The sequence below is a fragment of the Paenibacillus xylanilyticus genome (assembly GCF_009664365.1).
Taxonomy (GTDB): Bacteria; Bacillota; Bacilli; order Paenibacillales; family Paenibacillaceae; genus Paenibacillus; species Paenibacillus xylanilyticus_A.
On record NZ_CP044310.1, the window covers coordinates 346,312 to 372,360 of the forward strand.

Annotated in this window: 23 protein-coding genes; 16 read left to right on the plus strand and 7 right to left on the minus strand. The window is 49.0% G+C overall.

Translation table 11 applies throughout. The annotated features are described in order from the left end of the window. Positions 1 to 58: 58 nt before the first annotated feature. Positions 59 to 976 (minus strand): LysR family transcriptional regulator, encoded by a 918-nt coding sequence (locus tag F4V51_RS01705; RefSeq protein WP_153976589.1) that lies wholly within the window; start codon positions 974 to 976, stop codon positions 59 to 61. A gap of 404 nt (positions 977 to 1,380) precedes the next feature. Between F4V51_RS01705 and F4V51_RS01710 the strand changes: the two genes are divergently transcribed. The 4 genes from F4V51_RS01710 (at position 1,381) to F4V51_RS01725 (ending at position 6,798) form a co-directional block, all read left to right on the plus strand. Next, positions 1,381 to 2,394: an ABC transporter ATP-binding protein gene (locus F4V51_RS01710; protein WP_153976590.1), complete on the plus strand. Its 1,014-nt coding sequence runs from the start codon at positions 1,381 to 1,383 to the stop codon at positions 2,392 to 2,394. Positions 2,395 to 2,467: 73 nt separating this feature from the next. Then, entirely contained in the window at positions 2,468 to 3,535 is a 1,068-nt protein-coding gene (locus F4V51_RS01715) for an ABC transporter substrate-binding protein (RefSeq protein ID WP_153976591.1), read from the plus strand. A gap of 78 nt (positions 3,536 to 3,613) precedes the next feature. Further along, positions 3,614 to 5,299: an ABC transporter permease gene (locus F4V51_RS01720; RefSeq protein WP_095291672.1), complete on the plus strand. Its 1,686-nt coding sequence runs from the start codon at positions 3,614 to 3,616 to the stop codon at positions 5,297 to 5,299. Further along, positions 5,296 to 6,798 (plus strand): MBL fold metallo-hydrolase, encoded by a 1,503-nt coding sequence (locus F4V51_RS01725; RefSeq protein ID WP_153976592.1) that lies wholly within the window; start codon positions 5,296 to 5,298, stop codon positions 6,796 to 6,798. Before F4V51_RS01720 ends, F4V51_RS01725 begins: the two co-directional genes overlap by 4 nt. Before the next feature lie 103 nt (positions 6,799 to 6,901). Here F4V51_RS01725 and F4V51_RS01730 read toward each other — a convergent pair whose 3' ends face one another. Further along, on the minus strand, positions 6,902 to 7,582 hold the full coding sequence (locus F4V51_RS01730; protein ID WP_153976593.1) for a DUF4097 family beta strand repeat-containing protein: 681 nt from the start codon (positions 7,580 to 7,582) through the stop codon (positions 6,902 to 6,904). A 161-nt stretch (positions 7,583 to 7,743) separates the two neighbouring features. On the opposite strand from F4V51_RS01730, the gene F4V51_RS28770 reads away from it, so the two are divergent. Genes F4V51_RS28770 through F4V51_RS01740 form a run of 3 tightly spaced genes read left to right on the plus strand, consistent with a single transcriptional unit; the run spans position 7,744 to position 9,376 of the window. Next, a complete protein-coding gene (locus F4V51_RS28770; protein WP_167301677.1) occupies positions 7,744 to 7,899 on the plus strand; it encodes a hypothetical protein in 156 nt (51 codons plus the stop codon). Positions 7,900 to 7,921: 22 nt separating this feature from the next. Next, positions 7,922 to 8,692, plus strand: coding sequence for a MerR family transcriptional regulator (locus tag F4V51_RS01735; RefSeq protein ID WP_227780035.1), 771 nt, complete (start codon positions 7,922 to 7,924; stop codon positions 8,690 to 8,692). A 21-nt stretch (positions 8,693 to 8,713) separates the two neighbouring features. Continuing rightward, positions 8,714 to 9,376 (plus strand): GAP family protein, encoded by a 663-nt coding sequence (locus tag F4V51_RS01740; RefSeq protein ID WP_153976595.1) that lies wholly within the window; start codon positions 8,714 to 8,716, stop codon positions 9,374 to 9,376. 148 nt (positions 9,377 to 9,524) lie between these two features. Here the strand turns inward: F4V51_RS01740 and F4V51_RS01745 are convergent, their stop codons facing one another. Both F4V51_RS01745 and F4V51_RS01750 read right to left on the minus strand, forming a co-directional pair. Further along, on the minus strand, positions 9,525 to 10,085 hold the full coding sequence (locus F4V51_RS01745) for a GerMN domain-containing protein (protein ID WP_153976596.1): 561 nt from the start codon (positions 10,083 to 10,085) through the stop codon (positions 9,525 to 9,527). Positions 10,086 to 10,117: 32 nt separating this feature from the next. Next, positions 10,118 to 11,533 carry an N-acetylmuramoyl-L-alanine amidase family protein gene (locus F4V51_RS01750; RefSeq protein ID WP_153976597.1) on the minus strand — a complete coding sequence of 472 codons (1,416 nt, stop codon included), beginning with the start codon at positions 11,531 to 11,533 and terminating at the stop codon, positions 10,118 to 10,120. A gap of 324 nt (positions 11,534 to 11,857) precedes the next feature. On the opposite strand from F4V51_RS01750, the gene F4V51_RS01755 reads away from it, so the two are divergent. After that, positions 11,858 to 13,084, plus strand: coding sequence for an anhydro-N-acetylmuramic acid kinase (locus F4V51_RS01755; RefSeq protein WP_153976598.1), 1,227 nt, complete (start codon positions 11,858 to 11,860; stop codon positions 13,082 to 13,084). Positions 13,085 to 13,207: 123 nt separating this feature from the next. Further along, complete coding sequence (locus F4V51_RS01760) at positions 13,208 to 14,047, plus strand: MurR/RpiR family transcriptional regulator (RefSeq protein ID WP_153980521.1); 840 nt, start codon at positions 13,208 to 13,210, stop codon at positions 14,045 to 14,047. 156 nt (positions 14,048 to 14,203) lie between these two features. On the opposite strand, the gene murQ is transcribed toward F4V51_RS01760, so the two are convergent. Both murQ and F4V51_RS01770 read right to left on the minus strand, forming a co-directional pair. After that, complete coding sequence (gene murQ, locus F4V51_RS01765; RefSeq protein ID WP_153976599.1) at positions 14,204 to 15,109, minus strand: N-acetylmuramic acid 6-phosphate etherase; 906 nt, start codon at positions 15,107 to 15,109, stop codon at positions 14,204 to 14,206. A gap of 22 nt (positions 15,110 to 15,131) precedes the next feature. Next, positions 15,132 to 16,094 carry a BadF/BadG/BcrA/BcrD ATPase family protein gene (locus F4V51_RS01770; protein ID WP_153976600.1) on the minus strand — a complete coding sequence of 321 codons (963 nt, stop codon included), beginning with the start codon at positions 16,092 to 16,094 and terminating at the stop codon, positions 15,132 to 15,134. Between the two features lie 353 nt (positions 16,095 to 16,447). Here F4V51_RS01770 and F4V51_RS01775 point away from each other — a divergent pair, with 353 nt between their 5' ends. Genes F4V51_RS01775 through nagZ form a run of 7 tightly spaced genes read left to right on the plus strand, consistent with a single transcriptional unit; the run spans position 16,448 to position 24,496 of the window. Beyond that, on the plus strand, positions 16,448 to 17,800 hold the full coding sequence (locus tag F4V51_RS01775; RefSeq protein ID WP_153976601.1) for an ABC transporter substrate-binding protein: 1,353 nt from the start codon (positions 16,448 to 16,450) through the stop codon (positions 17,798 to 17,800). 55 nt (positions 17,801 to 17,855) lie between these two features. Then, positions 17,856 to 18,779 carry a carbohydrate ABC transporter permease gene (locus tag F4V51_RS01780; protein ID WP_095291540.1) on the plus strand — a complete coding sequence of 308 codons (924 nt, stop codon included), beginning with the start codon at positions 17,856 to 17,858 and terminating at the stop codon, positions 18,777 to 18,779. Positions 18,780 to 18,823: 44 nt separating this feature from the next. Beyond that, a complete protein-coding gene (locus F4V51_RS01785; protein ID WP_095291542.1) occupies positions 18,824 to 19,657 on the plus strand; it encodes a carbohydrate ABC transporter permease in 834 nt (277 codons plus the stop codon). A 47-nt stretch (positions 19,658 to 19,704) separates the two neighbouring features. Then, a complete protein-coding gene (locus F4V51_RS01790) occupies positions 19,705 to 20,814 on the plus strand; it encodes an ABC transporter ATP-binding protein (protein ID WP_153976602.1) in 1,110 nt (369 codons plus the stop codon). 47 nt (positions 20,815 to 20,861) lie between these two features. Continuing rightward, positions 20,862 to 21,575 (plus strand): hypothetical protein, encoded by a 714-nt coding sequence (locus tag F4V51_RS01795; RefSeq protein ID WP_153976603.1) that lies wholly within the window; start codon positions 20,862 to 20,864, stop codon positions 21,573 to 21,575. Further along, a complete protein-coding gene (locus F4V51_RS01800; RefSeq protein WP_153976604.1) occupies positions 21,572 to 22,753 on the plus strand; it encodes an exo-beta-N-acetylmuramidase NamZ family protein in 1,182 nt (393 codons plus the stop codon). Before F4V51_RS01795 ends, F4V51_RS01800 begins: the two co-directional genes overlap by 4 nt. A 57-nt stretch (positions 22,754 to 22,810) precedes the next feature. Continuing rightward, positions 22,811 to 24,496, plus strand: coding sequence for a beta-N-acetylhexosaminidase (gene nagZ, locus F4V51_RS01805; protein ID WP_153976605.1), 1,686 nt, complete (start codon positions 22,811 to 22,813; stop codon positions 24,494 to 24,496). A 130-nt stretch (positions 24,497 to 24,626) separates the two neighbouring features. On the opposite strand, the gene F4V51_RS01810 is transcribed toward nagZ, so the two are convergent. After that, a complete protein-coding gene (locus tag F4V51_RS01810; protein WP_153976606.1) occupies positions 24,627 to 25,985 on the minus strand; it encodes a serine hydrolase domain-containing protein in 1,359 nt (452 codons plus the stop codon). Positions 25,986 to 26,049 lie beyond the last annotated feature (64 nt).

Sequence of the window (26,049 nt, forward strand, 5' to 3'; positions counted from 1 at the left end):
CGTTGCACGAGCATTGCGTTAACCCTGCATAGATTTGATGAATGGCGAACGAGATTTTTTATGGGATCAAGCCAAGAAATGAAGGGGAGCCCGTGACTCCTTGCTGAAGAACTTCCTTGAACCGATTCATTTGAACCGAAGGATGACGATCCTTATTATGGACCGTGTATATATGCCTAGGGGCTTGTTCCCCGGGAATGGGCAAAACTTGAATCAAGCCATGCTGCTCCTCCCACTGGACGGCCATGCGCGACATGAATGAAATATGACCTCCCAGCAGAACCAGCTGCTTGATTGCCTCGAGTGAATCCATCTCTACCGTACTGCGAAGCCGCACGGCATGTTGTTCCAGCCATTGGTTGGTCAAACGGCGAGTGCTTGATTCGTTCCCATGCAGAGCGAAGGGAATCTGAGAAATGTGGTCAGGTTCAAGCACTTCTCTACTAGCCAGAGCATGCTGAGGAGCACAGATTAATACCAGATCATCTGCGCATAGCGGATCGGCTTGAAGGATCGGACCAACAAACGGTTCAGAAGAGATGACTCCCAGATCAATCTGGTGCCTCATTAACATCTCGCGAATGACAGGCGATGGTTTGACCGATAACACAATTCGAATACCGGGAAACTCCTGTGAGAATGTATTTAGCATCGGAGGCAGCAGATAGGTTGCAGGTACATAACTCGCCCCAATGTGAAGCGTGCCCCGGTAGAGGCTGTCGTATTCTTGGACCACCCGGCGGGCCTCCTGGGTCAGGGCATTGATTTTAACAGAATAATGAAGCAGGGCCTGTCCAGCCTCCGTTAGGAACGTCTTCCCGCTGCGCGATTCGAATAATCGCACTCCCATCTCTTCCTCCAGGGATTTCATATGAAATGTAACCGTGGGCTGCTTAATGCCCAGAATCTCCGCGACACTGGTCATGTGATGATGCTTGTCAATCAGCTCTACAATTTGCAGTTTAATCAGATTCAACGAACTCACACTCCTCTCCCTTATCCAGGGCCTCCAATAGAAGATGATCTAATGCTTGTGTTCATAAACAGGGAGAATACAGGACCACTCTGGAAAAGCGAAGCTAAACCCTTTCCGAAAGAAAGCTAGTTCGTGAGCATACGCTTCGCCTCGATCTCCTGATGTCTCCCTTCGAAAAGGGGATCAAGGAAATTTGGGGATAACAACGAACAGCGATAGGAAGATGGTGCTGTAATCGGTGTAACCAAATGAAAAATTAATTTGAATCACCTTATATAGATTTAATCTATGAACATCAACAGAATTCATCTAAAAAGTTAATTTCATTTTTACATTCCTAACATACAACTCGCGAGAGCGGGAGTTAGACTGAGTACAGTACAAGAAGACAGGCAGGGATGCTTATGAAAATGGAGATTTCAGGAGTTCAAAAATCATTCAATCGCACGCCTGCACTATTGCCCACGGATCTAACGCTTCAGCATGGTCAGTTTACAACGCTGCTTGGTCCATCAGGCTGCGGCAAAACCACATTGCTGCGGATGCTTGCCGGACTGGAGCAGCCAGATGCGGGGGAGATTGTTGCGGGTGATCAGTGCATCTTCTCAGCAGCCAAGCGGATTGATGTACCCACCCATAAGCGTAATCTGGGCATGGTGTTTCAGGATTTTGCATTATGGCCGCATATGACGGTATATGAAAATGTGGCATTTGGCTTGAGGGCCGGAAAGCAGAAAGCAAATTTACGGCAGAAGGTAACCGAAGCACTTGGCATGGTTCGCCTGCAAGGCATGGAAGATCGTTATCCTCATCAGCTGTCCGGTGGACAGCAGCAGCGGGTTGCTTTTGCCCGAGCGGTAGCCGTAAGACCCGGTGTAATTCTGTTTGATGAACCGCTTAGTGCACTCGATGCTGTACTGCGGGAAGAAATGCGAATTGAGATGATGTCCCTCGTTCGGGATATGGGGCTAACCGCGCTATATGTCACTCACGATCAGGTGGAGGCGATGTCGATGTCGGATGAGATTGTGGTCATGGAGAAGGGGCGGATATTGCAAAAAGGTAGCCCCGAGACGATCTACTCCTCGCCAAGCGATCCGTTTGTTGCTTCGTTTATCGGCAAATCCAACTGGCTGACACCGAATCAGTCCATGGTACGGCCGGAACATGTGACCTGGAACAGGACAAGTCATGACGACTTGCGTTATCAGGCTACGGTATTGAGTGTCAGCTATGTAGGGGAGCGTTATGAGATCCGGGTTCAAATGGAAGGGCTAGGCATATGGACAGCTTACCTGGATCGAAGGGTCCACGTAGGTGAGCAGGTTCAGCTGTATATCTCGCCGGAGCGTATCTGCCGTATGAACGGGCAGGATAGCATGGATGCGAAACAGGAAGTTATAGCTGCAGCGAACTAGATGTTTGAATGAGGAAATGAGAAAAAGTTTAAGTTTACTCGATAAAACATATGACCAAGGGAGATGGAATGTGATGTTGGGAATGAAAACACGGAAAAAAAGCGCATTGCTGCTGTTAACAGCGGTGATGAGCATTAGCTTGTTCGGATGTAGTACGAATTCAACCGCTGGAAACGCAGGACAATCTGCTGGTGAAGGCAGTGCCGCGGCAGCACAACCAACCGAAACAGCAGGCGGCAAACTGGTGTTGTATAGTGCAGGGCCGCAAAAGCTGGCAGATAATATCGTGAGCGGGTTTACAGCCAAAACAGGGATTGAAGTAGAGATGTTCCAGGGAACAACTGGTAAAATTCTTGCCCGTATGGAGGCAGAAAAATCCAACCCTGTGGCCGATGTAGTTATTCTTGCCTCTTTGCCTTCGGCACAGGCACTCAAGGCTGACGGTTTGACGCTCCCATACCCTGAAGCAGCTAATGCCGACAAGCTGAACAAGGACTGGTCAGATGCAGAAGGTAACTATTTCAGTTCAAGTGCTTCAGCACTCGGAATTGTGTACAACACCAAGCTGGTGTCTACGCCACCGACAAGCTGGGCTGAACTCGCTACACCAGCCTGGAAAGACGCTGTAAATATCCCGGATCCAACGTTGTCTGGCTCTGCACTGGACTTCATTACAGGGTACCTGAGTGTGAACGGTGACCAAGGATGGGATCTGCTGGACAGCTACAAAGCGAATGGTGTGGCCATGGCGGGTGCGAACCAGGAAGCTCTTGATCCGGTAATTACGGGAGCCAAAAGCATCGTTGCGGCAGGTGTTGATTACATGGCCTATTCCTCCAAGGATAAAGGCGAACCCCTGGATATCGTATATCCAGAAGAAGGGACTGTAATCAGTCCACGACCGGCTGCCATCCTGAAATCAAGCCCGAATGTAGAAAACGCCAAGGCGTTTATCGACTATCTGTTGTCCGATGAAGCACAGAAGCTGGTTGCTGATGCGTACCTGATTCCGGGCCGTGAGGATATTGAAGCGACCAACCGGGCCAATCTGAAAGATATCCCGCAGTTGAAAGTGGACTGGAACTGGATGAGTGAACACGGTGATGAAACAGCGGCTCGTTTCTCCGAGATTTTCAAATAAGACTGCTGAAACAAACTGAAGAACATTCGGCAACACGTGTGACGAGTGTTTTGGTGGAAGTCATGTGAGGTGAAATCAGTGAAACCTGTTGTATTGGACAACAACCGTATTTTTCGGAGAGTGGGCGTGATTCTGGCCCTCTTTCTGCTGACTATAAGTATTGGTGTACCCTTGCTGCTGATTTTCTGGCAGAGCGTGTATCCGGATGGACAATGGGACTGGATGGCTCCGATCCGGACGATTACTGGTCATCATTTGTCGGGTGTGCTGCTCAATTCTGTCTGGCTTGGCATCTGTGTTGTTGCCGTCACCACCTTGCTGGCCCTGCCGCTGGCCTGGATGATGGCCAAGACCCGAATGGGCCAGCACCGCTGGGTGGATGTGATCCTGATGATTCCGTTCATGACACCACCGTATATCGGATCCATGGGCTGGATATTATTTATGCAAAAAGGAGGATACCTGCAGCAGTGGGTGCCATCAGCTGAGAAATGGAGCGAGCTCTTCTTCAGTTTCTGGGGCATGGTGCTGATTATGAGCTTGCATTTATTTCCGTTCCTATACTTGCTGCTGCGGGATGCGTTGATTCGCATCGGTGGCAATCTGGAAGAGGCAGGGTCGGTGCACGGTGCACCAGCAGGATACCGGTTTAGACGCATTATATTACCTTTACTGTTATCTTCCTACGGGATGGGGATCATGCTTGTTTTCGTTAAAACGATTGCGGAATTCGGAACTCCGGCCACCTTCGGCCGCCGTATCGGATACTATGTCATGACCTCGGAGATCCACAAATATATCTCCAGTTGGCCGATTGATTTCGGTAAGGCCACCTCACTGGCATCGGTCTTGTTATCCGTATGTCTCGTCATGTGGTACATGCAGTCCGCCATGAGTCGTAAATTCACGTACCGTCTAGTGGGAGGCAAAGGACAGCGGTCCAAACGATATTCCCTTCGCGGGGGAGCAGGCTGGCTATGCGGTCTGTATCTCGCGGTACTTCTCATTCTCTCCGTGGGGATTCCGTACTTCTCCATTATTGCGGCGTCGACGATGAAGCTGCGCGGGGCCGGATTGTCTCTGGACAATGTAACACTGGATCACTATCGGGATCTGCTCTCTTGGGGCTCGGTTAGCATGAAAGCCATCGGAAACAGCCTGGGATTATCCCTCGCCGCTTCCACCGTTGCGGTTGTGATTGGTACAGGTTTTGCCCTGGCGATTGGCAAGTCATCCTCATTCATGCAGCGAGTCATTGATCTGTTTAGCCTGCTTCCCAACACCGTACCCGGCATTGTCATGGTTGTGGGTCTGATCCTGTTCTGGAATTCACCTTGGATGCCTGTCACCCTGTATAACACGTACGGGATGGTGGTTCTGACGTATGTCGTACTGTTTTTGCCATATACGGTGCAATACGTAAAATCGAGCTTTACTCAGATTGATGGTACTTTGTTTCAGGCAGGTCAGGTGTTTGGCGGAAAGCCGCTGTATATCCTTCGGCGCATTCTTGTGCCGCTCATCATTCCCGGCATGCTGGCCGGTTGGATGATGACATTCACCATTGCTACACGCGAGCTCGTAGGCTCATTGTTGATTCTCCCGCCGTCCATGCAGACGTCGGCAACATATATCTTTGCCCAGTTTGAACAAGGTCAGGTCTCGCTCGGAATGGCCATGGCGGTTGTAACGGTCGGCATGACCGTACTGATGCTGCTCGGCATTGAACTACTGAATTCAAAGAGAAAGTGGAATGCATCATGATCAAACTGAACATATGGGGCGGGGCAGGGGAGCATGGCCGCTCCGCCTATCTCTTGAGCGGAAACAGAACTCACATTTTAATGGATTGTGGCGTGAAAAAAGAAGGAGCGGGAGCATACCCGCTTATCCAGCCCGAACTTGTATCAACACTGGATGCTGTTCTGCTGTCCCACGCGCATGAGGATCATTCCGTTGCTATTCCTTTATTGTATAAAATGGGCTATCAGGGTGAAGTATGGACGACACGTGAGACAAGGGAGCAGCTGAATACCTATTTCCGGGCGTGGCGCAGCAATCTGGAGCGTGCAGGACATGATCTTCCCTATGAGGAGACAGACGTGGAGTCCATACGTTACAGGTATCTGGAGGATCAGGCGAAGCCTGGGATCTGGTTCGAGATGATTCCTGGTCTGCACGTGTTATGGGGACGCAGTGGTCACCTTGCAGGATCGGTATGGTTTGCACTTGAGATGGAGGGTAAACGGATCTTCTATTCCGGGGACTATACGTCCGAGTCCATGCTTTTACAGGAAGATTGTGCGGCAGAGGCGCTGAGATTGGCAAGCCTGTTCAGGGGCAGGGAGCACAAAAGCAGCCGTATAAATCATTCACGATTGACTCAAGGCTTGGCTGTTAGTGATGGCATACCATTTGCTGGAGAACCGCGGGTGGAACTAGCGATAGCAACTGAGAATTCTGAAATTTCCAAGATATCCATGACTCCTTTGTTAACAAAGAGCGGCTTGAATCAGCCGTTGGATCTGGCGATTGTGGATGCTGCATATGGAACGGACCGGGATACGCAGGCAGACAAGCTGGAACAATTGGACCGTGCCATACGCCAGACCATTGCTCGGGGTGGTAAGGTGCTTTTACCAATGCCTTCGGTAGGCCGTGGTCAAGAGATCATACTGTGGGCACATCAGCAGTTCCCTGGCGTTCCGATGATCGTTGAACAGGGGCTAGTAGATGGCATGAAGCAGCTGTTGCGTGTCCCGTACTGGCTAAGAGAACAGGGAACACATCTCGAGGGTCCGTTAACGGGCGCCATTGAACGATTTCTAAAGGGACAATCCTGGCATTTGCCCAAAAGTCAGGAGGATCGGGGGCGACTGCTGAATCAATATGGTGCTTCCCTATGGTTTATTCCCGACGGCATGATGCAATCTTCCCTTGCCCGTTGGTACTATAGCCAGCTGGCGGCGAGTGTTGAAAACCTGATCCTGCTCACCGGGCATGCGGCTGTGGGCACTTTTGCACAGCAGCTAGCACAGAATCCGGCGGAGTATGGGATCTGTGAGGTGCAGAAGATTCGTTATAAAGTGCATCAAGGCTGGCTGGATGTCGAGAGAATGCTGCAGCGGCTGCCTGCTCGGCATACCTTGCTTGTGCATGCAGATAAGGCCGAGACGGACAGATTGAGAGAGGGCTTGTCCATAACATGTCAAAGTTCAGGAGCAGTTTATTCGCTCTCTCCTGGAGATGAGTTGTTTTTTTAGAGTAGATGCACAACGAATTAGAGATGCTTTTATAGGCGTCTCTTTTTTATTTTTACACAGAAATCCCCGGGGAAGGGGAAGTAAATAAGTAAATCAATTTGCCTCAATTCACAGCTATATTGCCTGAAGTTGTTTCTATCTCCACAGAATGTGTCCCCTTTCCTGTCATTCCCCGTGACGAGTGTCTTTCTTCAATTATGTTCTTCAAGTCCATTGCATGGGAGCGCCTCCCGCTTTTTGATTTCAACACCCAGTTCACATCAGGATTCTTATCGCCAAGATTTAACGTAACAGTTCCGCTAGTGGAAGCGATCTGTAGATTTGAACGAATATTATCCATATTTAACTGAATAGAACCGCTTTTCCCTTTAATCGATAAGTCAGATCGTATATGATTGGCTGTTACTCTTCCGGAGGAACTTATGACCTGTAGATTACCTGTGTAATCCATAGGGACTCTAATCTGGATCGAAGGCTTGTTCATAATATTGAAAATCCGAAAAGCATGATTATTCATAGAAACTTTTATTAGCTGCTCGTCTTGATCGATATTAATGACAGGCTTACCATCGTAAGCTGTGATCGAGACTTCCATTGATTTTAGTTCCTTTGCGGATTCGATAACTACCGGAGTACTACCGTTTTCAATACATATGGTGTCCACGGATTCAAGGGATACGCTCTGTGTACCTGTAACAGCACTTCCTTGGCACGAGCTCAGTAATAGAACGATAGATAACAGAACAATACCACGTGATAAAACCATTATATGTGACGTTCTCATTCATTCACCTCATTTTCAGTATTCGTTAGGGCTTAATTTTACACACTGACGCAACGTCAGGATCAAGCCCTATCACAAAAAATAAAGCTTGAAGCTGACGTTACGTCAACTTGTATAATGAACGCTATCTTGAATCCGACGATCCTAAAAGGAGGTTAACGATGAAAACCGAAGATATTCTTATATACAGTTGTGTTATTATCGGGGCAGGGATAGGCCTGACCTTAGACAGTATATTGCCGGGAGTTTTGATTGGGTTAGGAGTGGGCTATTTGTTGAAGTATGCGTTGTTAAATGAGAAAAATAGGGATACATGAATGTGTGGGAGGTGCTGGGCCCTTGTATATCCATATCAAGGATCTTGCTCGCAAGACAGGTATCACGGTTAGAACCTTGCGATATTATGACTCCATTGGACTGCTGAATCCGGCCTCCAAGACAGATGGTGGGCATCGACTATACGTGCAAGAGGATATGAGAAAGCTTCAGCAAATTCAATTTTTCAAAAGCCTGGGGTACTCATTGAAAGAGATTCAGGATATCCTCACTGATCCTAAATGGAATTGGGAGCAAGGCTTGAGGGGCCAGTTGGCTTACATTATGGAGGAACAGGAACGGTTGCGCTCCATGGAATCGTCCTTAAGGGAATTGATTCATAGTCTTATTGTTGAAGAAGGGGATCAGGGGGAAGCCGTTCAGAAACTGATTCGGTTGACCAAGCATAGTACGGTTAAACGGCATTCTTTTAGAGAAGGTATGTTTAGCAGCGATGAGATAGAGCAGTGGGAGAAGCTGCCCAAGATGGGAGGGAATGATCCAGACTCCCTGGAGTGGATTGCACTTATTGGCAAGTTGCAGAGCTATATGGAGGATCCTCCCGACTCCGAAAAGGTACAGAATGTCATTCGCCGTATGCTGGAGAAGCAAAAGGAGCAGTTCAAGGGAGAGGATGCGTTCCTGGATAAATTATGGAGTGCAAGGAAGTCAGCCCAATCGTCGGAGGAATTAGGATTATATCCATTGGAGCCGGAGCTGCTGCATTATATGGAAAAGGCCTATCATATCTTTCTGGTTAACGAGAGAGGTCAATCTGGTGCTGAGTCCAAATAGGTTGTAGGGGGCTACAGACTAATGAATTCTGAATTGCTGGTTTACGTTGGGGGATTTGCATTGTTGGATACCTTAAGTCCGACCCTTATCGGGGTGACGTTGTATTTGATGATCGCAGAGAACCGAAGATTCGGCTCAAGGCTTATGATATATATCATGACCGTCATGATACTCTATTTTTTGCTTGGCTGTGTGCTCATGTTAGGTCTTGAAATATTGAAGGAGGTATTCACTTCCTTTTTCGAAAACAAAGTAGTGAGCTGGTTTCTGTTGATCGGGGGCGGGTTGCTTTTTGCAGGCAGTTTTTTTATTAAGCCGAGTCATACCAAAAATAAAAACTACCACACCCCCCGCTCTACGGGAGTTATGGGTCTGCTTGCAATGGGATTGACCACATTCTTGTTGGAAGCTGGGACAGCCCTGCCTTATTATGCAGCGGTTAGTCTAATGACGACCGAAGGACTAATCACAGTGGAATGGGTATCCATTTTACTTGGATATAATCTTGTGATGGTATCTCCCCCCATAATTATCTATATGTTGTATATTTGGCTGGGCTCCTCTGTGCAAAAGAGAGTCGAAAGGCTGCAAAATAAGTTGGAAAAGCAGTCCGGCTCGGTACTGTCTTGGGTGATGTGTATTGCCGGACTGGTTCTCATCTTCAATGTTCTTGATTATTTATAGCGTTTTCTCTATTAGGGCCAGGTTGCTGTCAAAGACTGGCCCTATAAGGTTAGCTTCTTATTACAGTTACGTGATATTGGGATTGCCAAACAGAAGAGAAATGGAATGTAAAGGATGTCCTGGGGACGCCCTTTGCTAAACATCATGCTTATGGTTCACGTTGAATGGGATGCTCAAGTTCGGAATGACCCATCAGACTATCCAGTGCTTCACCATCTACAAGCAATTCCAATTGATTTATTTCATCAAACTGAAACATCGTTGTAGTTAAAGCTTCCAAGGCCAGCAATTCTCCACTGCTGCCAAGCTTGGCTTCATCAGGGATATGCATATCCAAAGTCAACGTATCCTCGGCAGATTGGACGGAGAGCAGTTCAACCTTTTCCCATAGAGAGACCAGTTCAGTATCTTCATTGTTTTGTAAGGCTTCAAATGTTTTTTTGTATTTTTCGTCGTTCTCTACAAACTCCAGCTCAACTTCTCTTTTTTCCAGTTCCAGCACCTGTGTATCGGCGAAGTATACTTCAACAGTCTGCTTCTCTTCCTTGTTCGGCTCAACCTGAGTCCCGCCATTGTTGGAAGGCTGTACGCTTCCGGAATGGTTGGGTTCATTCGTTCCGGATTCACTCACTGGTTTCTGGGCACACCCTGCGGCCATGATAAGAATGAACAAGAATAGTAGTCCGTATCCCATCTTTCGTTTCAACAAATCACATCCTCCGTATGGTATAACGTTATATTTTATATCCCTAGATATTCCTTGATTCCATCAACTATTGCTTGTGCAGCTTTGGTCTGAACTTCTTCGGATGACATGGCCTTCTCTTCAGCAGCATTGCTCAGGAAACCAATTTCCAGAAGCACAGCAGGCATGGTGGTTTCCCGTATCACCTGCAAGTTGCCATTCTTGACACGCCGATCCTTGAATCCGAGAGCCTTCACCAACCGTTCATGAATGATATTGGCCAGGTCCTTGCTGCTGCTGCGCTGATAATAAAAGGTTTCTGTACCTGATGCCTGAGGTGAGGATGTTGCACTGTTGCCGTGTATAGAGACAAAGACATCCGCATTTAACTCATTCGCCAGTTTAACGCGCTCGGAACGTGTGGGATAGGTATCGCTGTCACGTGTCATGACCAGATCAATATCAGGCTCATTGAGCAGGAGAGCTTGTACTTTTAGACCCAATGCCAGAACGTATTCCTTCTCCGGTTTATTGGTGATACTTATGGTCCCTGGGTCACTGCCTCCGTGACCTGGATCAATCACGACGACCTTGCGTCCTGTATCGATGACGGGAGTCACTGGCACGGGCGGTACGCTGTCCCCCGAAACGTTGAGATCGATCAGCAGCTTATCGGCAATCACGTTTTGATCGAACTGCACGTCCTTCACATTGTTTAATTCAACCACAATCCGAACTTGCCCGGGATCTCGTTTAAATAGGGAATATCTCACTTCCGATACATTGGGATATCCGGTTACATCCAGCTTTCCATTAAACCCCTGATCAAGCGGCTGTGCCAGGTCACCAAAGACGGTTCCAGGCAGATCCACAACCAGTCGATCCGGGTTCTTCAAGGTGGATATGACAGGCTGCACTTGTTCCCCATCCATGGACACGACAAGCTGATTATCGGCAAAAACAATATCTGTTACATGGGTTAACGACGTGGTGTCGCTAGCTCCTGAATCATCTCCAGATGCTTCGTTGGATTCATTATTGCTGCCAGTTAAGTATACGATCTTCTCCTGGTTGTTCCACTTTACGCTAAGCCCCATCTGTTCACTGACAAAACGAATGGGTACCACCAGCGTTTTGTTTAAAATTTGTGGAGCCGTATTCAGGGTAACCGGTTTGTCAGCAACCATGGCTTGCTTCTGATCAACGGTGAGAGATATTACTTTTTCATTTTGCTGTATCTTCACTTGACGGGCTTGTTGATTCCAGTCGACATCAAACTTCAAATTTTCTGCAACGACTCGGATCGGGATCATGACATTTTTATTGACGATAGTCACCTGAACGTCATTCGGTAGAGACAATTGCTCTCCATTCAAGAAGATTTTAGACGTATTTGCTGCCGCATTTCCCTGAATAGGAAACAGAAAAAGGAAGAACAGGCTCAAAAACATTAGTACAATTATTTTCTTCATAAATACACCTCAACATTTTTAGAGCTTGTAACTCACCGACATGGAAATACAGGGTTCCCATCGGTAAAAAACAATTTATCTCCTATAATTTTACTACAATATATAAACAACAAAATTGTAAAAATGTTTCTTTTATTGATTTATTTCATTTATGTATGGAGAAATTGTACTGATTTACACTGGTTTTAAAAGGGATTACGTATGTTAAATGGATAAGTGTAATTAAATTTCATAATATAATTGACTTGTAAAATTTTATATCATATACTGGGTGAAATTATGGCAAGATTCGTGAACATGAAGTTTGGCAGGAGGTAGGAAAACATGGATACAGGCAGCTATCCGATGTGGGAACAGTATCGCTTGAAGCAAGATCATTATGTCATAGGGCTGATGTCCGGAACATCCCTTGATGGGACAGATGCAGCTCTGGTACACATTCAGACGGATGCCAGCGGGGCATTATCCAATATCAGCCTGATGGATTTCATCTGTGTTCCATATTCCAATGAGCTGAGGAACGTATTAATTCGATTGTGTTCTCCAGAAACAGCGAGGGTGGATGACCTGACGACGGCACACTTCGGCGTATCAGAGTGGTACGCACACAGTGTCATGAAGCTGATTCGTTCGGCAGGCCTCTCGCCTGGACAAGTGGATGCGATCAGTATGCACGGACAAACGGTGTGGCACTCACCGGTCCCGTCAGCGTTTCCCGGACCGGAGGGGAGTCTTCAAGTGGCATCCACATTGCAGATCGGTGAAGGGGCCGTCGTGCGGGAACGGACCGGACTGCCGGTGATCAGTAACCTGCGTGCAAGAGATGTTGCTGCTGGCGGGGAGGGAGCACCGCTCACACCATATGCGGATGCTCTTATGTTTCGCAGCACGACCGAGGGGCGACTGGTACAGAATATCGGCGGTATTGGCAATGTGACCGTGCTTCCAGCTGCTTCATCGCAAGTGGGCATCTCTGCATTCGATACAGGACCGGGAAACATGGTGATAGATGCCATTGTGCGACAGGAAACGAACGGCAGACAGCATTATGACCCCAATGGAAGCATTGCCGCCAAGGGGACACCTGATCAGGACCTGGTGGAGCTGTGTCTGGACGACGATTATTTCAGAAGAATGCCTCCCAAAAGCACCGGGCGGGAGGTTTACGGTGCTGCTTATGCAGAGCGTTTGATGGACCTGTCAGCTGCACGTTCCTTATCCCTGGAAGATACTTTGGCTACGGCCACTTGTTTGACAGCAGAGACCATTGTGCGGGCTGTAGAGGACTTTGTGCTACCGAATGTACCGATCTCGGCCATGCTGGCTTGCGGCGGGGGAACTTCGAATGCCACATTAATGAAAATGATTCAAGGCAGACTTCCGAAAGGTATCCGATTGGAGCGGACCACAGATTATGGCATACCAGACGATGCCCGCGAAGCTATTGGGTTTGCCCTCCTGGGTCATGAAGCATTAATGGGTAGAACAAATACGCTCCCGGAGGTTACTGGGGCCAGGCATGCTGTCATCTCGGGTACACTTACACTGTAGATACGAGGTTGCGGTCCGGCAGCAGAATGGCTGAAGAGAGTTTACCGATTAGACTCGAGTGAAATTATAGGATAAAATGCTTGTACATGAACACAGTACGGAAAGGTGGAACGAATGGAAGGCATGAAAGGTGGACTCGTACGTTTACGCGCATTAATGGATGACCTGACCCCGTCGGAACGGAAGATCGGGGCCTATATTCTCGATCATCCCCAGGAGACGGTCCAGTCTTCCGTGGCACAGCTGTCCGAACGGAGCGGTGGCAGTCCCGCTGCCATTATCCGTCTATGCAAATCATTGGGCGTATCCGGATTTCAGGAGCTGAAGCTGAAGATTGCGGGCGATTTGCAAACGGGTGAGCAATATCACTATACGGAGATTCGTCCTCAGGACTCGATGGAGAGCATCATTCAGCATGTATCCGCAAACAATATCCAATCGGTGAAGGATACGGTCCATATATTGGACCCACGACTGGTTGAGCAGGCTGTTGATGCACTGCACCGGGCAAAGCGAATTTTTTTCTATGGCGTAGGGGCCTCGAACCTGATTGCACTGGATGCACACTACAAGTTCATGCGAATCAATCGCACAAGCTTTTCGTTTGCGGATCCGCACATGCAAATTTCCTCTTCCACAACCCTTCGTGAAGATGATGCCGTTGTATGTATCTCCTACTCGGGGGAAACCTCAAATGTCATTTCGTGTCTGAAGCATGCTCTCGAAGGCGGAGCAGCAACAATCAGTATTACCAAATGGGGGAGTAACACGCTCAGCAGTCTGGCGGATGTACCCTTAAAGATTACTTCCACTGAAAGCGATATCCGAAGTGGAGCAACATCTTCGCGAATTGCGCAGCTGAATGTAATTGATATTCTCTACCTGGCCATTGCCAGCCGGGATTATAACCAGTCTATTGAGTATCTGGAGAAGAGCCGTCAGGCTATTTTGGAACATAAATGATGAAGCAGAAAAATCCCTTACTGTATATAACAGAAGGGATTTTTTCATGGGACCCATGCTGATGCTGATCGGGCGTAAAAATAAGTGAAAAGGAGCCAAGATCAATATCAGGCTCCTGTAAAAAAATATGAGTTAACGCATACTCTTTGCATTCGATCAGGACGGCCCTGCAATAGCTGTACGAACGAAGCCGTCAGCCAGATCCAGTCTGCGCCGTGCTTCGAGCGCATTCACGTCTGCCATCAGCATGACGATGGCTGTTTTAACGTGTCCGCCTGCGGCAGTGAAGGTTTGTTCAATATCGGATTCACTCGCACCGGTGGCAAGCTGTATCATTCGTTTGGCCCGATGGACAAGCTTCTCGTTGGAGGGGTTCAGGTCGACCATGAAGTTCCGGTAAACTTTGCCCAGTCTGATCATGGCTGTAGTCGTCAGCATATTCAGGATCATTTTCTGTGCACTGCCTGCCTTCATCCGAGTCGACCCCATCACAACCTCGGGGCCCATGACCGCTTCAATGCTCACATCAGCCAGGAGGGTCATTGGTGTACCGGCATTATTGCTCAGGCTGATGACACCTGCTCCTTTTTCCCTCGCATACTTCATTGCTCCGATGACATAGGGAGTTCGCCCGCTGGCAGCAATGCCCACCACAACATCATTCTTATCCAGACCATGCTCACTCAGATCAGAGGCGCCTTGGGATTCACTGTCCTCAGCTCCTTCCACAGGATCCTTCACGGCCCGAAAGCCCCCTGCGATAATGCCCTGTACCATAGAAGGTGGTGTTCCGTAAGTTGGTGGACATTCCGAAGCATCAAGTATCCCCAATCTGCCACTGGTTCCTGCACCGACATAGAACAGTCTTCCTCCCGACTGAAAGGCTTCCACAATTCGATCTGCCGCCCGTGCAATCACGGGGATGAGCGGTTGGATTAATTCGGCAATGCGTTGATCTTCCCTATTTATCAATTCCATAATCTCTGCCGAGGGCAGCTCATCTATATGATCCGTCTGCGGATTAGGCTGTTCCGTTAGCAATGAGTTAAGCATATGGTTCATCAGTATGGCCTCCTTATCTCTTTCAAAGTGATCCATGAAGGGAACATCGCATTTTGGCCAGCTGTGCCGCACCAACCGCCGGAGGCGGGGCATTATCCTGCTGGACAAAGTCGAGCTCACTGTAGGTTGCCGATAGTTTGTGTATAAATTCGCTTCGGAATAAGGCAGAGTGACGGAACAGAGACCCTGACAGGACGACCTGAGCCGATCTAAATGTGATATGACGGGCAATCAAAGCTTTGGCTGTATTCGCCAGCTGCCCTGCTTCTTCAGTAATGAATGCCCTGGCAACTTCATCGCCATGTTCCCCAGCTTCAACGGCAAGGCGGGCTAGAGATGCCGTATCGGACTTACCCCAATCGGATTGATATACCTTCTTCTTCAGTTCAATGGGAGAGTGCAGACTCAGCACTTGCAAAATGAGTGAGGTTAGTTTGGTTGGGGGGAGAATGCCATCATGGCTTTGCATAACAGCCTGAAGCGCCCGTTGCCCGATGCGATAGCCACTGCCTTCATCCCCAAGCAGGTGCCCCCAACCTCCAGCACGGTATCGTTCACCTTCCGGTGTAAATCCGTAAACAATAGATCCTGTACCTGATATACATAAGACTCCCTGAGTATGACCAAGTACGGCCATAAGGGCGATCTCCCCCTCAGATACAATCCAAACGGGACAAGCCTTCACACTCTGATGAAGACTACGCTTGGTATAGTCTGTTACGGCTTCAGCAATCATCTGTCTCTCCTGCACGCTGTCTACACCTGACATCCCAAGACATATACCTTCACAATTTGTCGACAAATCAGTTCTTAGGTTAAACAGCCCATCCAGTACCCTCCGCAGTTCTGAAATGGCCTGATCGGGTGGTACGCTGTGTGGATTGGTAGGTCCGCCGCTGAACCGGGCAAGAACTTCACCAGATTCAGAAATGATTGCTGCATCAGTATTGGTACCGCCTCCATCAATGCCTGCATATACTCGCAACTTGGCTCACCTCGCTTGCGTAGGTTTTCTTTTTACATAGTATAAGAGCATAAAACGAAAAAGTAAAATTAAATTTTATGTTAAAAAATAATATTGAATTTTTATTTCATAGCTCATATAATGAACTCAATCTACAATTTTGGAAGGAATTAATACTGTTAATGTCATGTAAGTTGACGTTAATATTGCATTTAGTTGAACTCTGCATAAACGCAGGTCAATGGACGGGGAGGTGCTGTTCTTTACTGCCGCATTTACGGGGCGGTTCATCATTTTTATGTTCGAAGATTTCAAAGGGGCATCGAGTTTGGCAAAGGAATGATTGGGAAACGACTCGCGAAGGAGATGAAGGGATGAAGAAAAAGGGTCTGGTTTTGGCAATGGTACTAATGATGGTCTGGATTACAGCCTGCGGAAATAGCGGTGGGGCTGCTTCGGAAGACCCCAATGCGGACGACACCGTGACGGTATGGACCTACCCGGTGCATGGTACTTATGAAGACGAATTGAAAGAGCTGATTGCCGACTTCAATAAAGAACACCCGAACATTACCGTGAAGACGGAGATGCTCTCCTGGGCGGAAGGACCCAAAAAGTTCGATGTGGCGCTAAATGCGGGAAATCCGCCGGATCTGTACTTTCACAGTGTGGATGGAACGTATGTAAATACGGGACTTGCGCTTGAACTGGATAGCTATCTGACTCCCGAGATCAAGGACGACTACCTGCCTGGTACGCTGGAGTTAGGTCAGATTCAGGGTAAACAGTACGGCCTACCGTTATATCAATTCCAGTGGGCTTGGGGCGGCAACAAACGTATTCTGGAGGAGGCCGGCATCGATTGGAAGTCCATTCAGCAAAATGGCTGGACCTGGTCGGAATTCAATGAAGCAGCCTCCAAGCTCACCAAAACGCTGGATAGCGGAGCTAAGCAGTATGCACTCGTTACCGACGGCACTTCCCTTGATTTCATTGAAATGCTCTCCCGGAATAACGGCATGATCGACGTTCTGGATCAAGAGGGTGCGTTCCAATGGAATGATGGCCGGATTCTAGATACGCTCTCTTTTATCCAAAATCTGATGGACCAAGGTTACATGCCGAAGGAGACAGCAGCTATTGCCCCGGCGAAACGGACGGATATGTTCTATGCAGGAGAGACTGCCATGATCTCCAAGGCCATTCCTTATTACGATGTGATGATCCAGAACCGCAACAAGGACATTGATGATGGCAAAGTGCAGGGAGAGAAAATCGACTTTGTCCTACTGCCTGTTCCGCATAATGACAATCAGCAAGCGGCAACTACGATGGGCGGTGAAGGGTACGTAGCCTTCAAGCAGAAGAAGGACAAAGGTGAACAGCATGCCAAGAATACGTTCCTGGTTATGGAGGCGTTAAGCGGTGCAAAAGCGGGGAACTCTGCCAACGAGCTCGCACTCCCTTTTGTCAGACAATCTCAAGTTGATCTGTTTGCAGGCAAAGAATTGGGCAAACCGGATAATCTGGAGGCTGCCCAAGTAATGGCTGAGAACATTGCAATGCCTGTTGTGCTGGAGCTGGACATTGATAAGGCTTCACAGCAAAAGCAATTCAAGGAGCAGGTTGTAAAACCAAATATTCAGGCCCTGTTCTCGGGAGAGAAAACGCCGGAGCAGATTGCAGAAGACTTCAAGAGCAAAGGCCAGCAGATGTTTGGACAATAAAAGAAAAACATAGCGCATATGTAAGACCACAACGATTAGGAGAGGAGGATTTGCCATGCAGACCGCCCTTGCGCCAAAGTCGTCCGCACCCCGGACTTCCCGGGTTGCCCGGCTTTGGCGAGACTATGGGTGGGCGTATTTATTTATCCTGGCGCCTGTCCTGCTGTTTCTCATCTTCACCCTCTATCCGGTTCTGACCGCTCTTGTGATGAGCTTCCAGAAATATAACATTATGAATTCAACCTGGGTTGGAATGGATAATTACGAGCGCCTGATCAAGGATGAAACGTTCTGGAAGTCGATTAAAAATACAATCATCTTCACTGTGGGTACGGTTCCGGTCAATATTCTCATTACATTTGTCCTGTCTTATTTCATCTTCCAGATGAAAAGCAAGTGGCAGACCTTTTTCAAAGCTACCTTGTATCTGCCTGCGGTGGCATCAGGAGTAACCATCTCCATCGTGTGGCTGGCGATCTTTGATCCGACCGATTCGGGGCTCTTGAACCGCTTCCTTGGCCTTTTCGGACTTGATCCGGTGATCTGGCTGGGCCAGTCGGGAACGGCACTGTTTTCACTCATCCTGATGAACTGGCTCGGTTCGCATGGTGCAGGCATTATTTTGTATCTCGCAGCCATGGGAGGCATTCCGAAATCGCTGTATGAAGCAGCGGACATTGACCATGCCAGTGGATGGACCCAGTTTAGCAAAATAACCTGGCCGCTCCTTAAGCCAACCACGTTGTATCTGCTGGTTACGGGTGTAATTACATCGTTTCAGGTATTTATCTCCGTATACTTGATGACACAGGGCGGACCCAACTTCGCAACAACAACAATCGCCTATCTGATCTACGAAACGGCGTTTAAGTTCTATGAGTTCGGATTGGCATCAGCGCAGTCCTTCGTGCTCGCAATCATTATCATTGTCATCTCCGTTATCCAGTTCAAGTATTTCTCAAGCGATATTGAATATTAGGCATTTTGATATTTTGGATCTAGCATCCGGGGGTGAACAAATTCATGAAATCAACTCAGAAAAGGACGCTGCTTGTCGTAGCCTCCATTCTGCTGGCCGTTTGGGCACTGGTGACCATCATTCCGATGTACTGGATGCTCGTCGGTTCGGTACAGGACACTACGATGTCTGCCTCTTTCAAACCGCAGATGATTCCGGAGCAGCTGTCGCTGTCACCGTATGAACGTTTTTTTGCCAAAACCGATGCGTGGCGCTGGCTCTATAACTCATTATTGATCTCGATCATTCTGACCGTGACGAATGTGTTTTTTGCATCCCTCGCGGGATATGCATTTGCCAAGCTGAAATTTCCCGGCAGCCAGGCCGTATTCTGGGTTTTGCTTGGCACGATGATGATTCCGGCTCAGGTGACGCTGATTCCGCTATACATCCTGATGGTCAACGTGTTTGACCTGGGGGACACGTATACAGCGATCATTCTGCCAGCGGCGGTCAGTGTGGGCAACATTTTCTTGATGAAACAGTTCATGTCGACACTGCCGACATCGCTGATACATGCGGCACGCATTGATGCATGCAGCGAGTTCGGCATCTTCTGGAAAGTGATTCTGCCTATGGCGAAGCCGGGAATTGCCGTGCTTGCCATCTTCACCTTTGTGGCATCATGGAATGAATTTTTCTGGCCCTTCTTAATTACCAATTCCAATGAAATGAGAACCATTCAGGTGGGGCTGGCTTCGTTCGTATTTGCCGAATCAACCGACTTCGGTGCCATGATGGCCGGGGCAACCATTGGTGCTCTGCCCATGATTATTTTATTCTTCTCATTGCAGCGTTACTTTCTGCAAGGGATTACCATTGGTGCAGTTAAAGGTTAAGGCTAACTAGCCTTCAGACAAGCGACAACGTAAAGGGGGATCTACCTATGGCACGCGTGGAGTTTCGCCAAGTGCGCAAAGAATTCAAAGACGATCATAAAGGAACGTTCACGGCTGTGGCCGGCTCGGACTTTGTTATAGAAGATAAGGAATTCGTTGTGTTTGTTGGTCCTTCGGGTTGTGGAAAAACAACATCACTGCGAATGATCGCCGGTCTGGAGAAGCAAACGAGCGGGGATATTGTCATCGGCGATCGGGTCGTTAACGACCTGCATCCGAAGGACCGGGATATTGCAATGGTATTTCAGGATTATGCACTCTACCCGCACATGACCATTCGGGAGAATCTGTCCTTTGGCCTGAAAAATCTCAAAAAGCCAAAATCCTATATTGATGAGCAGGTGCAGAACGCTGCTTCCATTCTTGGGCTTGAGGCAATGTTGGAGCGCAAGCCGCGTGAATTGTCTGGTGGTCAACGTCAGCGGGTAGCGGTGGGCCGGGCCATTGTCCGTGATCCGCAGGTATTCCTGTTCGATGAACCCCTGTCCAATCTGGATGCGAAACTGCGTGTGCAAATGCGAGTAGAACTGGGTGAACTGCACAAGCGGCTTGGAGCTACCATTGTGTATGTCACGCATGATCAGGTGGAAGCCATGACACTCGGAGAACGAATTGTGGTCATGAATCATGGCGACATTCAGCAGGTAGCCTCGCCGAAAGAGCTGTATGCGAGTCCTCGCAACATGTTCGTTGCCGGATTCATTGGTTCTCCTGCCATGAACTTCATTGATGCACGCATTGAAGGAGATCAGGTTGCCGTGGAAGGTGCATCCTTCACCTTGCCGGAGGATGTGCTCGTCCGTCTGAAGAGCCATCAGGGCAAGCGAGTGATTCTTGGTCTGCGCCCAGAGCATATTTTTGGAGATGATGTCGCACCTAATATTCCAACAGACCATATGCTGCAGGCTCGTGTTCAGGTTGTGGAGCATCTGGGCTCGGAAAATCTGGTGTACTTTCACCTTGGTGCCCGTACCGTAACGGCCAAAGTACATCCGGAGACCCATGCGTACGTCGGTATGGATAAAAACTTCGTGCTGGACTTGCGAAAAGCACATTTTTTCGATCCGGAGACCGAGCTGGCCATCGGCCGGGAGTAGCCAAGTAAGAACCATTTGAAGGAACGGTAAGAAAGGGGAGATGCGGGATGCGCAAATTAAGTGAGGTCCTGGTCAAATCCGGGGTGGAGATCTACCGCGACATTATTCCTGTAGCCTTGTTCAGTGCAGCCAGCTCGTTGATTCTGGTTCCCATTCTGATGCTGGCTCCGCTGCCGATCGCGATCATGCTGCTGGCTGTGATCTATATGCCCATTTTGTTCGGTGTTTGTTACACCATACATCACAGGCTGGAACGGAAGGAACGCCGTAATGGGCCGCGGGATCTGTGGGCAGGCACCTTGAAGGGAATTGTACCTGGTGGTGCAGTAGGTATCCTCATTGCTGTGCTGGGCTTCATCCTGTGGTCAACCTGGTGGTATTACGGCGAACAGGGCGGCATGCTGGGGACGGCTGTGAGCGTATTCCAAACGTTCTTCGTACTCATGGCCCTGATGTCACAGTTCTATACCTGGCAGCTTGTATTGCAAAAGAATATGGGAATCATTCAGGCGATGGGGGAAAGTGTGAAGCTGTTTTTCCGCCATCCAGGGTATACGATGGGAGCTTGCTTTCAAGCTTTATGTCTGACGGCATTACTCGGTCTAACTGTGGTTGGTTTCGGAGCATTATTCGCAGGTATGTTTGCCATCTATCAGCATAAGGTTGCGCAGAATGTGCTTGAGCCTCAAGAGGAACCCAACATGTCTGCTGGCAATGATCATCAACATGCGGGGTGGATGAGTCAGGAGAATGCCGGATGAGCAGAGGGGCTATCGTAAGAACTGGACTTGACCGATTGTTCGAGGGGGATTCCCACCCGTGGTTGCAGGGGGGGTCCCGCCTTGGTTTGATAACGAATCCAACCGGCATTACGTCTGATTTTGTCTCTTCAGTGGAGGTGTGCGCCGGATTAGCAGATGCGGAGCTGACGGCATTATATGCCTGTGAACATGGATTGGACGGTGAGCTTCAGGCCGGAGTCCGATTCGGGGATACGGTGCATCCGCGTTTGGGCATCCCTGTGTTCAGTCTCTATGGAGAACACAAGAAACCGACCCCATCCATGCTCGCCGGAGTGGATACCGTGCTGTTCGACATTCAGGATATAGGTGTTCGCTACTACACATACGCCTCCACCTTATTTCAAATGATGGAAGCCTGTGCTGAAGCAGGCAAACGCATGTTGGTGCTCGATCGTCCCAATCCGCTTGGCGGGGAGGCAGTGGAAGGCGGGGTCCTGAGTGCGGGATACGAATCACTTGTCGGTGCCTGGCGTATTCCAATCCGCACTGGATTAACGGTCGGTGAGCTGGCCTTAATGGTGAACAGCCAGGCCAATGTTCCATGTGAACTTGACGTCATCACGATGGACGGGTGGAGGAGAGACTTTCATTTTACGGATACGGGACTGCCCTGGATGCTCCCATCGCCAAACGTACCTACCTTAAATACGGTACAGGTATATCCGGGTACTTGCCTGTTCGAAGGTACCAATGTGTCGGAGGGGAGGGGAACAACAATCCCGTTCGAGTGGATTGGAGCACCTTGGATCGATGGGCATCAGCTGGCTGCACGATTTCGGAGTTATGGGCTGAAGGGGGTGCATGTGCATCCTGTGTACATGTCTCCGACGTTCTCCAAGCATGCAGGTGAGTTATGCGGAGGCATCCGGATCTTTATTACGGATAGCAGCGAGTTCCGGGCTGTGGAAACAGGACTCGTTCTACTGCATGAACTGGCTTCGCTCTATTCCGAAGAATTCCACTGGTTGGAGCCGCCACGGCCTGGTTCGAGGTATTTTATTGATTTGTTGACAGGAGGCAGGGAAGTCAGGGAAGGGATACATATCCAAGAGAACTTGTTCGATCTAGTTGAAACATGGAATGCACAGGCGAAGGAATGGGGAGAGCGGCGCAAGCCGTTTTTGTTGTATTCATGAGAGGTGCATTGATGTGATGCCTAATGAGGGATGATATTCGTCGTGAGGAGGCGCGGAATGACGGAGCTACTGGAGCAGTACCAACATAAACTGGCAAGGATGACTTTGCGTGAAAAAATTGGACAGATGCTGCTGTGCGGTTTTCATGGTACTGAAGCAGCTGGAGATGTAGAACGCCTGCTTCGTACGTATCCGATTGGAGGCGTAATTTATTTTGCGCGTAACATCGAGTCGCCAGAGCAGGTAGAGCGGTTATCTGCCGGGTTACAGGGGATTGCAGCTAAAAGCGGTCAACTTCCACTCTGGATATCCATCGATCAGGAGGGGGGCATGGTTGCGCGGATCACGAATGGGGTTACTCTGATGCCGGGACAGATGGCCATAGCCGCCGCGGGTTCCAACGAAAAGGCGTATGAAGCAGCATACATCAGCGGGCTTGAGCTAAAATCGATGGGGATCAACATGAATTTTGCTCCGGTCCTTGATATTAACAATAATGCGGCGAATCCGGTTATAGGAGTCCGATCGTTTGGTGAATCACCTCAATCGGTCGCAGACTACGGTGTGAAGACCATCGCGGGGCTTCAGGGGGCAGGTATTGCTGCGACAGCGAAACATTTCCCTGGTCATGGAGATACAGATACGGACTCTCATCTGGATCTTCCCGTAATCATGCACGACAGAGAGCGGGTGGAACGGGTGGAGCTCGTCCCCTTCCGGGCTGCCATAGCAGAAGGAGTGGATGCCATAATGTCCGCCCATATTTATTTTCCGGCACTGGAACCAGAGCGGCTTCCGGTGACGCTGTCACATACTGTACTGAGTGGGCTGCTGCGGCAGGAGCTTGGATATGAGGGGATCATTGTAACGGATTGCATGGAGATGAATGCCATCGCTGTTCATTATGGTACGGTTGAAGCTGCGGTGATGGCTGTTGAAGCAGGAGCCGATCTTGTACTTATCAGCCATACAGCCAAGCTTCAGGAGGCAGCCTTCGAAGCATTGGAAGCAGGAGTGAAGAATGGACGGATCAGCGAAAAACGCATTGATGAATCCGTTGCCCGCCTGCTCATGTACAAGGAGAAGCATGGACTGCTCCAGATAAACATGCACACAGATGATGAAATTGTTAGTGGCGGATCTGAACGTACATTATCCAAGGTGCGAAATAATCAGACATCATCAAATGAGCAGCTGGAGCGCAGCAGTCTGCAGCATCAAGAGGTGGCGAGGTACATTAGCGAGAGGAGCATCACGCTGGTGAGAGACCAGCTGGATATGCTTCCGCTGAAGCCGGAACGAACACTGGTGATTACTATTGCTGCATCGGTGACAACCATCGCCGACGAGCAGCTTAGCCAGGCTGTTACCCTTGGTTCTGCATTGGCGAGACATGGACTTGATGTGATCGACTTAACCGTAACCCCGGAGGACGTTGCGCTTTCATCAGCCCGCCTGCTTCAGGCTGCGGAAGAGGAGAGCATCAGCCAGATCGTGGTGGGTACCTATAATGCGAGCAGTCCTTCAGGTGACCCGCAATGCCGGCTAATCGGCTGGCTTCAGCAGCTGGGTAAACCGCTGGCTGTTGTAGCGCTGCGGATTCCCTATGATCTGCTGGCTCTTCCGGATGTGAAAGTCTATGTAGCGGCTTACGAGAGCCGTCCGCTTGCCATGGATAGTACCGCCAGAGCAATGATGGGGCATATCCCTTTTACCGGAAAGCTTCCCGTGAGTCTGATATAACATCTATATCAGCTGTTCATCAAATGTACTTCATACAATAGAGGAGTTAATTCCCAACGGTAACAAAGGCATTACCTAAACGAAAGAGACGACCCTAAGGAGGGGCGTCTCTTTCGCTGCGTATAAACCATTATTGCAATTTCAATGCTTTGGCTGTGCGCGCTTCTACTTCATCCATCAGAGAGGTCATATCCATACCCGCATGATTACCAAGCAGAATAATCGTTACGTCGTCTGATAGATTACGAGAGAAGGCTGTGGCAAAACCGCCTCCGCTGCCATTGTGGAAGACGGTACGATTATCGCCTTTCTCCTTGAGAATCCAGGCGTAGCCGTAATTTTTGTCCGAATAGGGCTTGTACATCTGTTCAATCGTCTCTTGACTGAGGATCTGATCGGTGTATAGTGCACGGTCCCATTTGAGCATATCATCAACCGTCGAATAGATCGTCCCTGATCCCGATTGTGACACGTAATAAGGAGCAGGCACCCACTTGTTATTTTCTGCAACGAAACCACTAATGGTTTTGACCTTGCGTGATGCCTCTCCCGAGTTTTTCATGCCGAGCGGCGTCAGAATCGTTTGTTGAACATAGTCGGCATAACTCATGCCGGATACCTGTTCTATCACATAGGCTAGCAGCACATAGCCGCTATTGCTGTAGAGATAGGCCGTGCCCGGTTCGAACTTCAGCGTTTTGTGCCTGATCTCCTCTACCGTTTCTTCCAGTGAGGTTCCCTCACCCCGGCCAAATGCAGACGGAAGCCCGGAAGTTTGAGATAACAGCATATGCAGAGTTATCTCATCACCCTTCGGAATACCAGAGATGTATTTGGAGATGGGATCTTCTACACTCAGCTTGCCATCTTCCGCGAGGCTGAGAATGGAAGCTGCCGTGAAGGATTTGCTCAGTGAAGCAATTCTTGTCTTCTGGTCCGGGCGATTCAGCGTTTTCTCATCGGCCAGTCCATATCCTTGACGAAGCAATACTTCACCATTGCGGGCTATTAGGGCCATGCCAGGGAATTGGATTTCACGTAAATAAGCATCCACGCTGGTCACTTCCTTGTCCAGCAAACTGACATTGTCTGTTTGGATGTTCACGCTCATCTGACCCGATGAGGTGCGGCCGACTTTAATATCGGCTTTCAGGGCATTCGCTATAGGACGGACAGGTACCATAAGCGTACCGTTAACCGTACGGGATTTCACGCCTGCATCGAGGCGGACATGGTTGACCTTGATCGAGTCGCTGCCGGCCTGGTACACCAAAGTATCTCTTCCAACGGTGATGGTAGCCGTTTTGGTACGGTTATCCCATTTCAAGGAACCTTTCACCGACTGGACGACATCCCTAAGGGGTACGTATGTTGATCCGTTATAGATCTGAGGTGTATTCTTCCAGGATTGTGGTTCGCCATTCACTTCAATAAGAACTGCTTGCGTGTTCTGTGCAGCCGATATGGATGTGCTGAATTGTCCCAGCATCGGCCCTGCAACCAGAATAAACGCGAGCAGAATACGAAATAGGGATAAATAGGCCTTGGAAACC

Bases quoted from the DNA above. Each gene is read 5' to 3' on its own strand.
- F4V51_RS01725 (WP_153976592.1), top strand. From the start codon at position 5,296: ATGATCAAACTGAACATATGGGGCGGGGCAGGGGAGCATGGCCGCTCC.
- F4V51_RS01795 (WP_153976603.1), top strand. From the start codon at position 20,862: ATGCGCAAATTAAGTGAGGTCCTGGTCAAATCCGGGGTGGAGATCTAC.
- F4V51_RS01755 (WP_153976598.1), top strand. From the start codon at position 11,858: ATGGATACAGGCAGCTATCCGATGTGGGAACAGTATCGCTTGAAGCAA.
- F4V51_RS01715 (WP_153976591.1), top strand. From the start codon at position 2,468: ATGTTGGGAATGAAAACACGGAAAAAAAGCGCATTGCTGCTGTTAACA.
- F4V51_RS01785 (WP_095291542.1), top strand. From the start codon at position 18,824: ATGAAATCAACTCAGAAAAGGACGCTGCTTGTCGTAGCCTCCATTCTG.
- F4V51_RS01775 (WP_153976601.1), top strand. From the start codon at position 16,448: ATGAAGAAAAAGGGTCTGGTTTTGGCAATGGTACTAATGATGGTCTGG.
- F4V51_RS01710 (WP_153976590.1), top strand. From the start codon at position 1,381: ATGAAAATGGAGATTTCAGGAGTTCAAAAATCATTCAATCGCACGCCT.
- F4V51_RS01790 (WP_153976602.1), top strand. From the start codon at position 19,705: ATGGCACGCGTGGAGTTTCGCCAAGTGCGCAAAGAATTCAAAGACGAT.
- F4V51_RS01800 (WP_153976604.1), top strand. From the start codon at position 21,572: ATGAGCAGAGGGGCTATCGTAAGAACTGGACTTGACCGATTGTTCGAG.
- F4V51_RS01760 (WP_153980521.1), top strand. From the start codon at position 13,208: ATGAAAGGTGGACTCGTACGTTTACGCGCATTAATGGATGACCTGACC.
- F4V51_RS01780 (WP_095291540.1), top strand. From the start codon at position 17,856: ATGCAGACCGCCCTTGCGCCAAAGTCGTCCGCACCCCGGACTTCCCGG.
- nagZ (WP_153976605.1), top strand. From the start codon at position 22,811: ATGACGGAGCTACTGGAGCAGTACCAACATAAACTGGCAAGGATGACT.
- F4V51_RS01730 (WP_153976593.1), bottom strand. From the start codon at position 7,582: ATGAGAACGTCACATATAATGGTTTTATCACGTGGTATTGTTCTGTTA.
- F4V51_RS01750 (WP_153976597.1), bottom strand. From the start codon at position 11,533: ATGAAGAAAATAATTGTACTAATGTTTTTGAGCCTGTTCTTCCTTTTT.
- F4V51_RS01740 (WP_153976595.1), top strand. From the start codon at position 8,714: ATGAATTCTGAATTGCTGGTTTACGTTGGGGGATTTGCATTGTTGGAT.
- F4V51_RS01810 (WP_153976606.1), bottom strand. From the start codon at position 25,985: ATGCTGGGACAATTCAGCACATCCATATCGGCTGCACAGAACACGCAA.
- F4V51_RS28770 (WP_167301677.1), top strand. From the start codon at position 7,744: ATGAAAACCGAAGATATTCTTATATACAGTTGTGTTATTATCGGGGCA.
- murQ (WP_153976599.1), bottom strand. From the start codon at position 15,109: ATGAACCATATGCTTAACTCATTGCTAACGGAACAGCCTAATCCGCAG.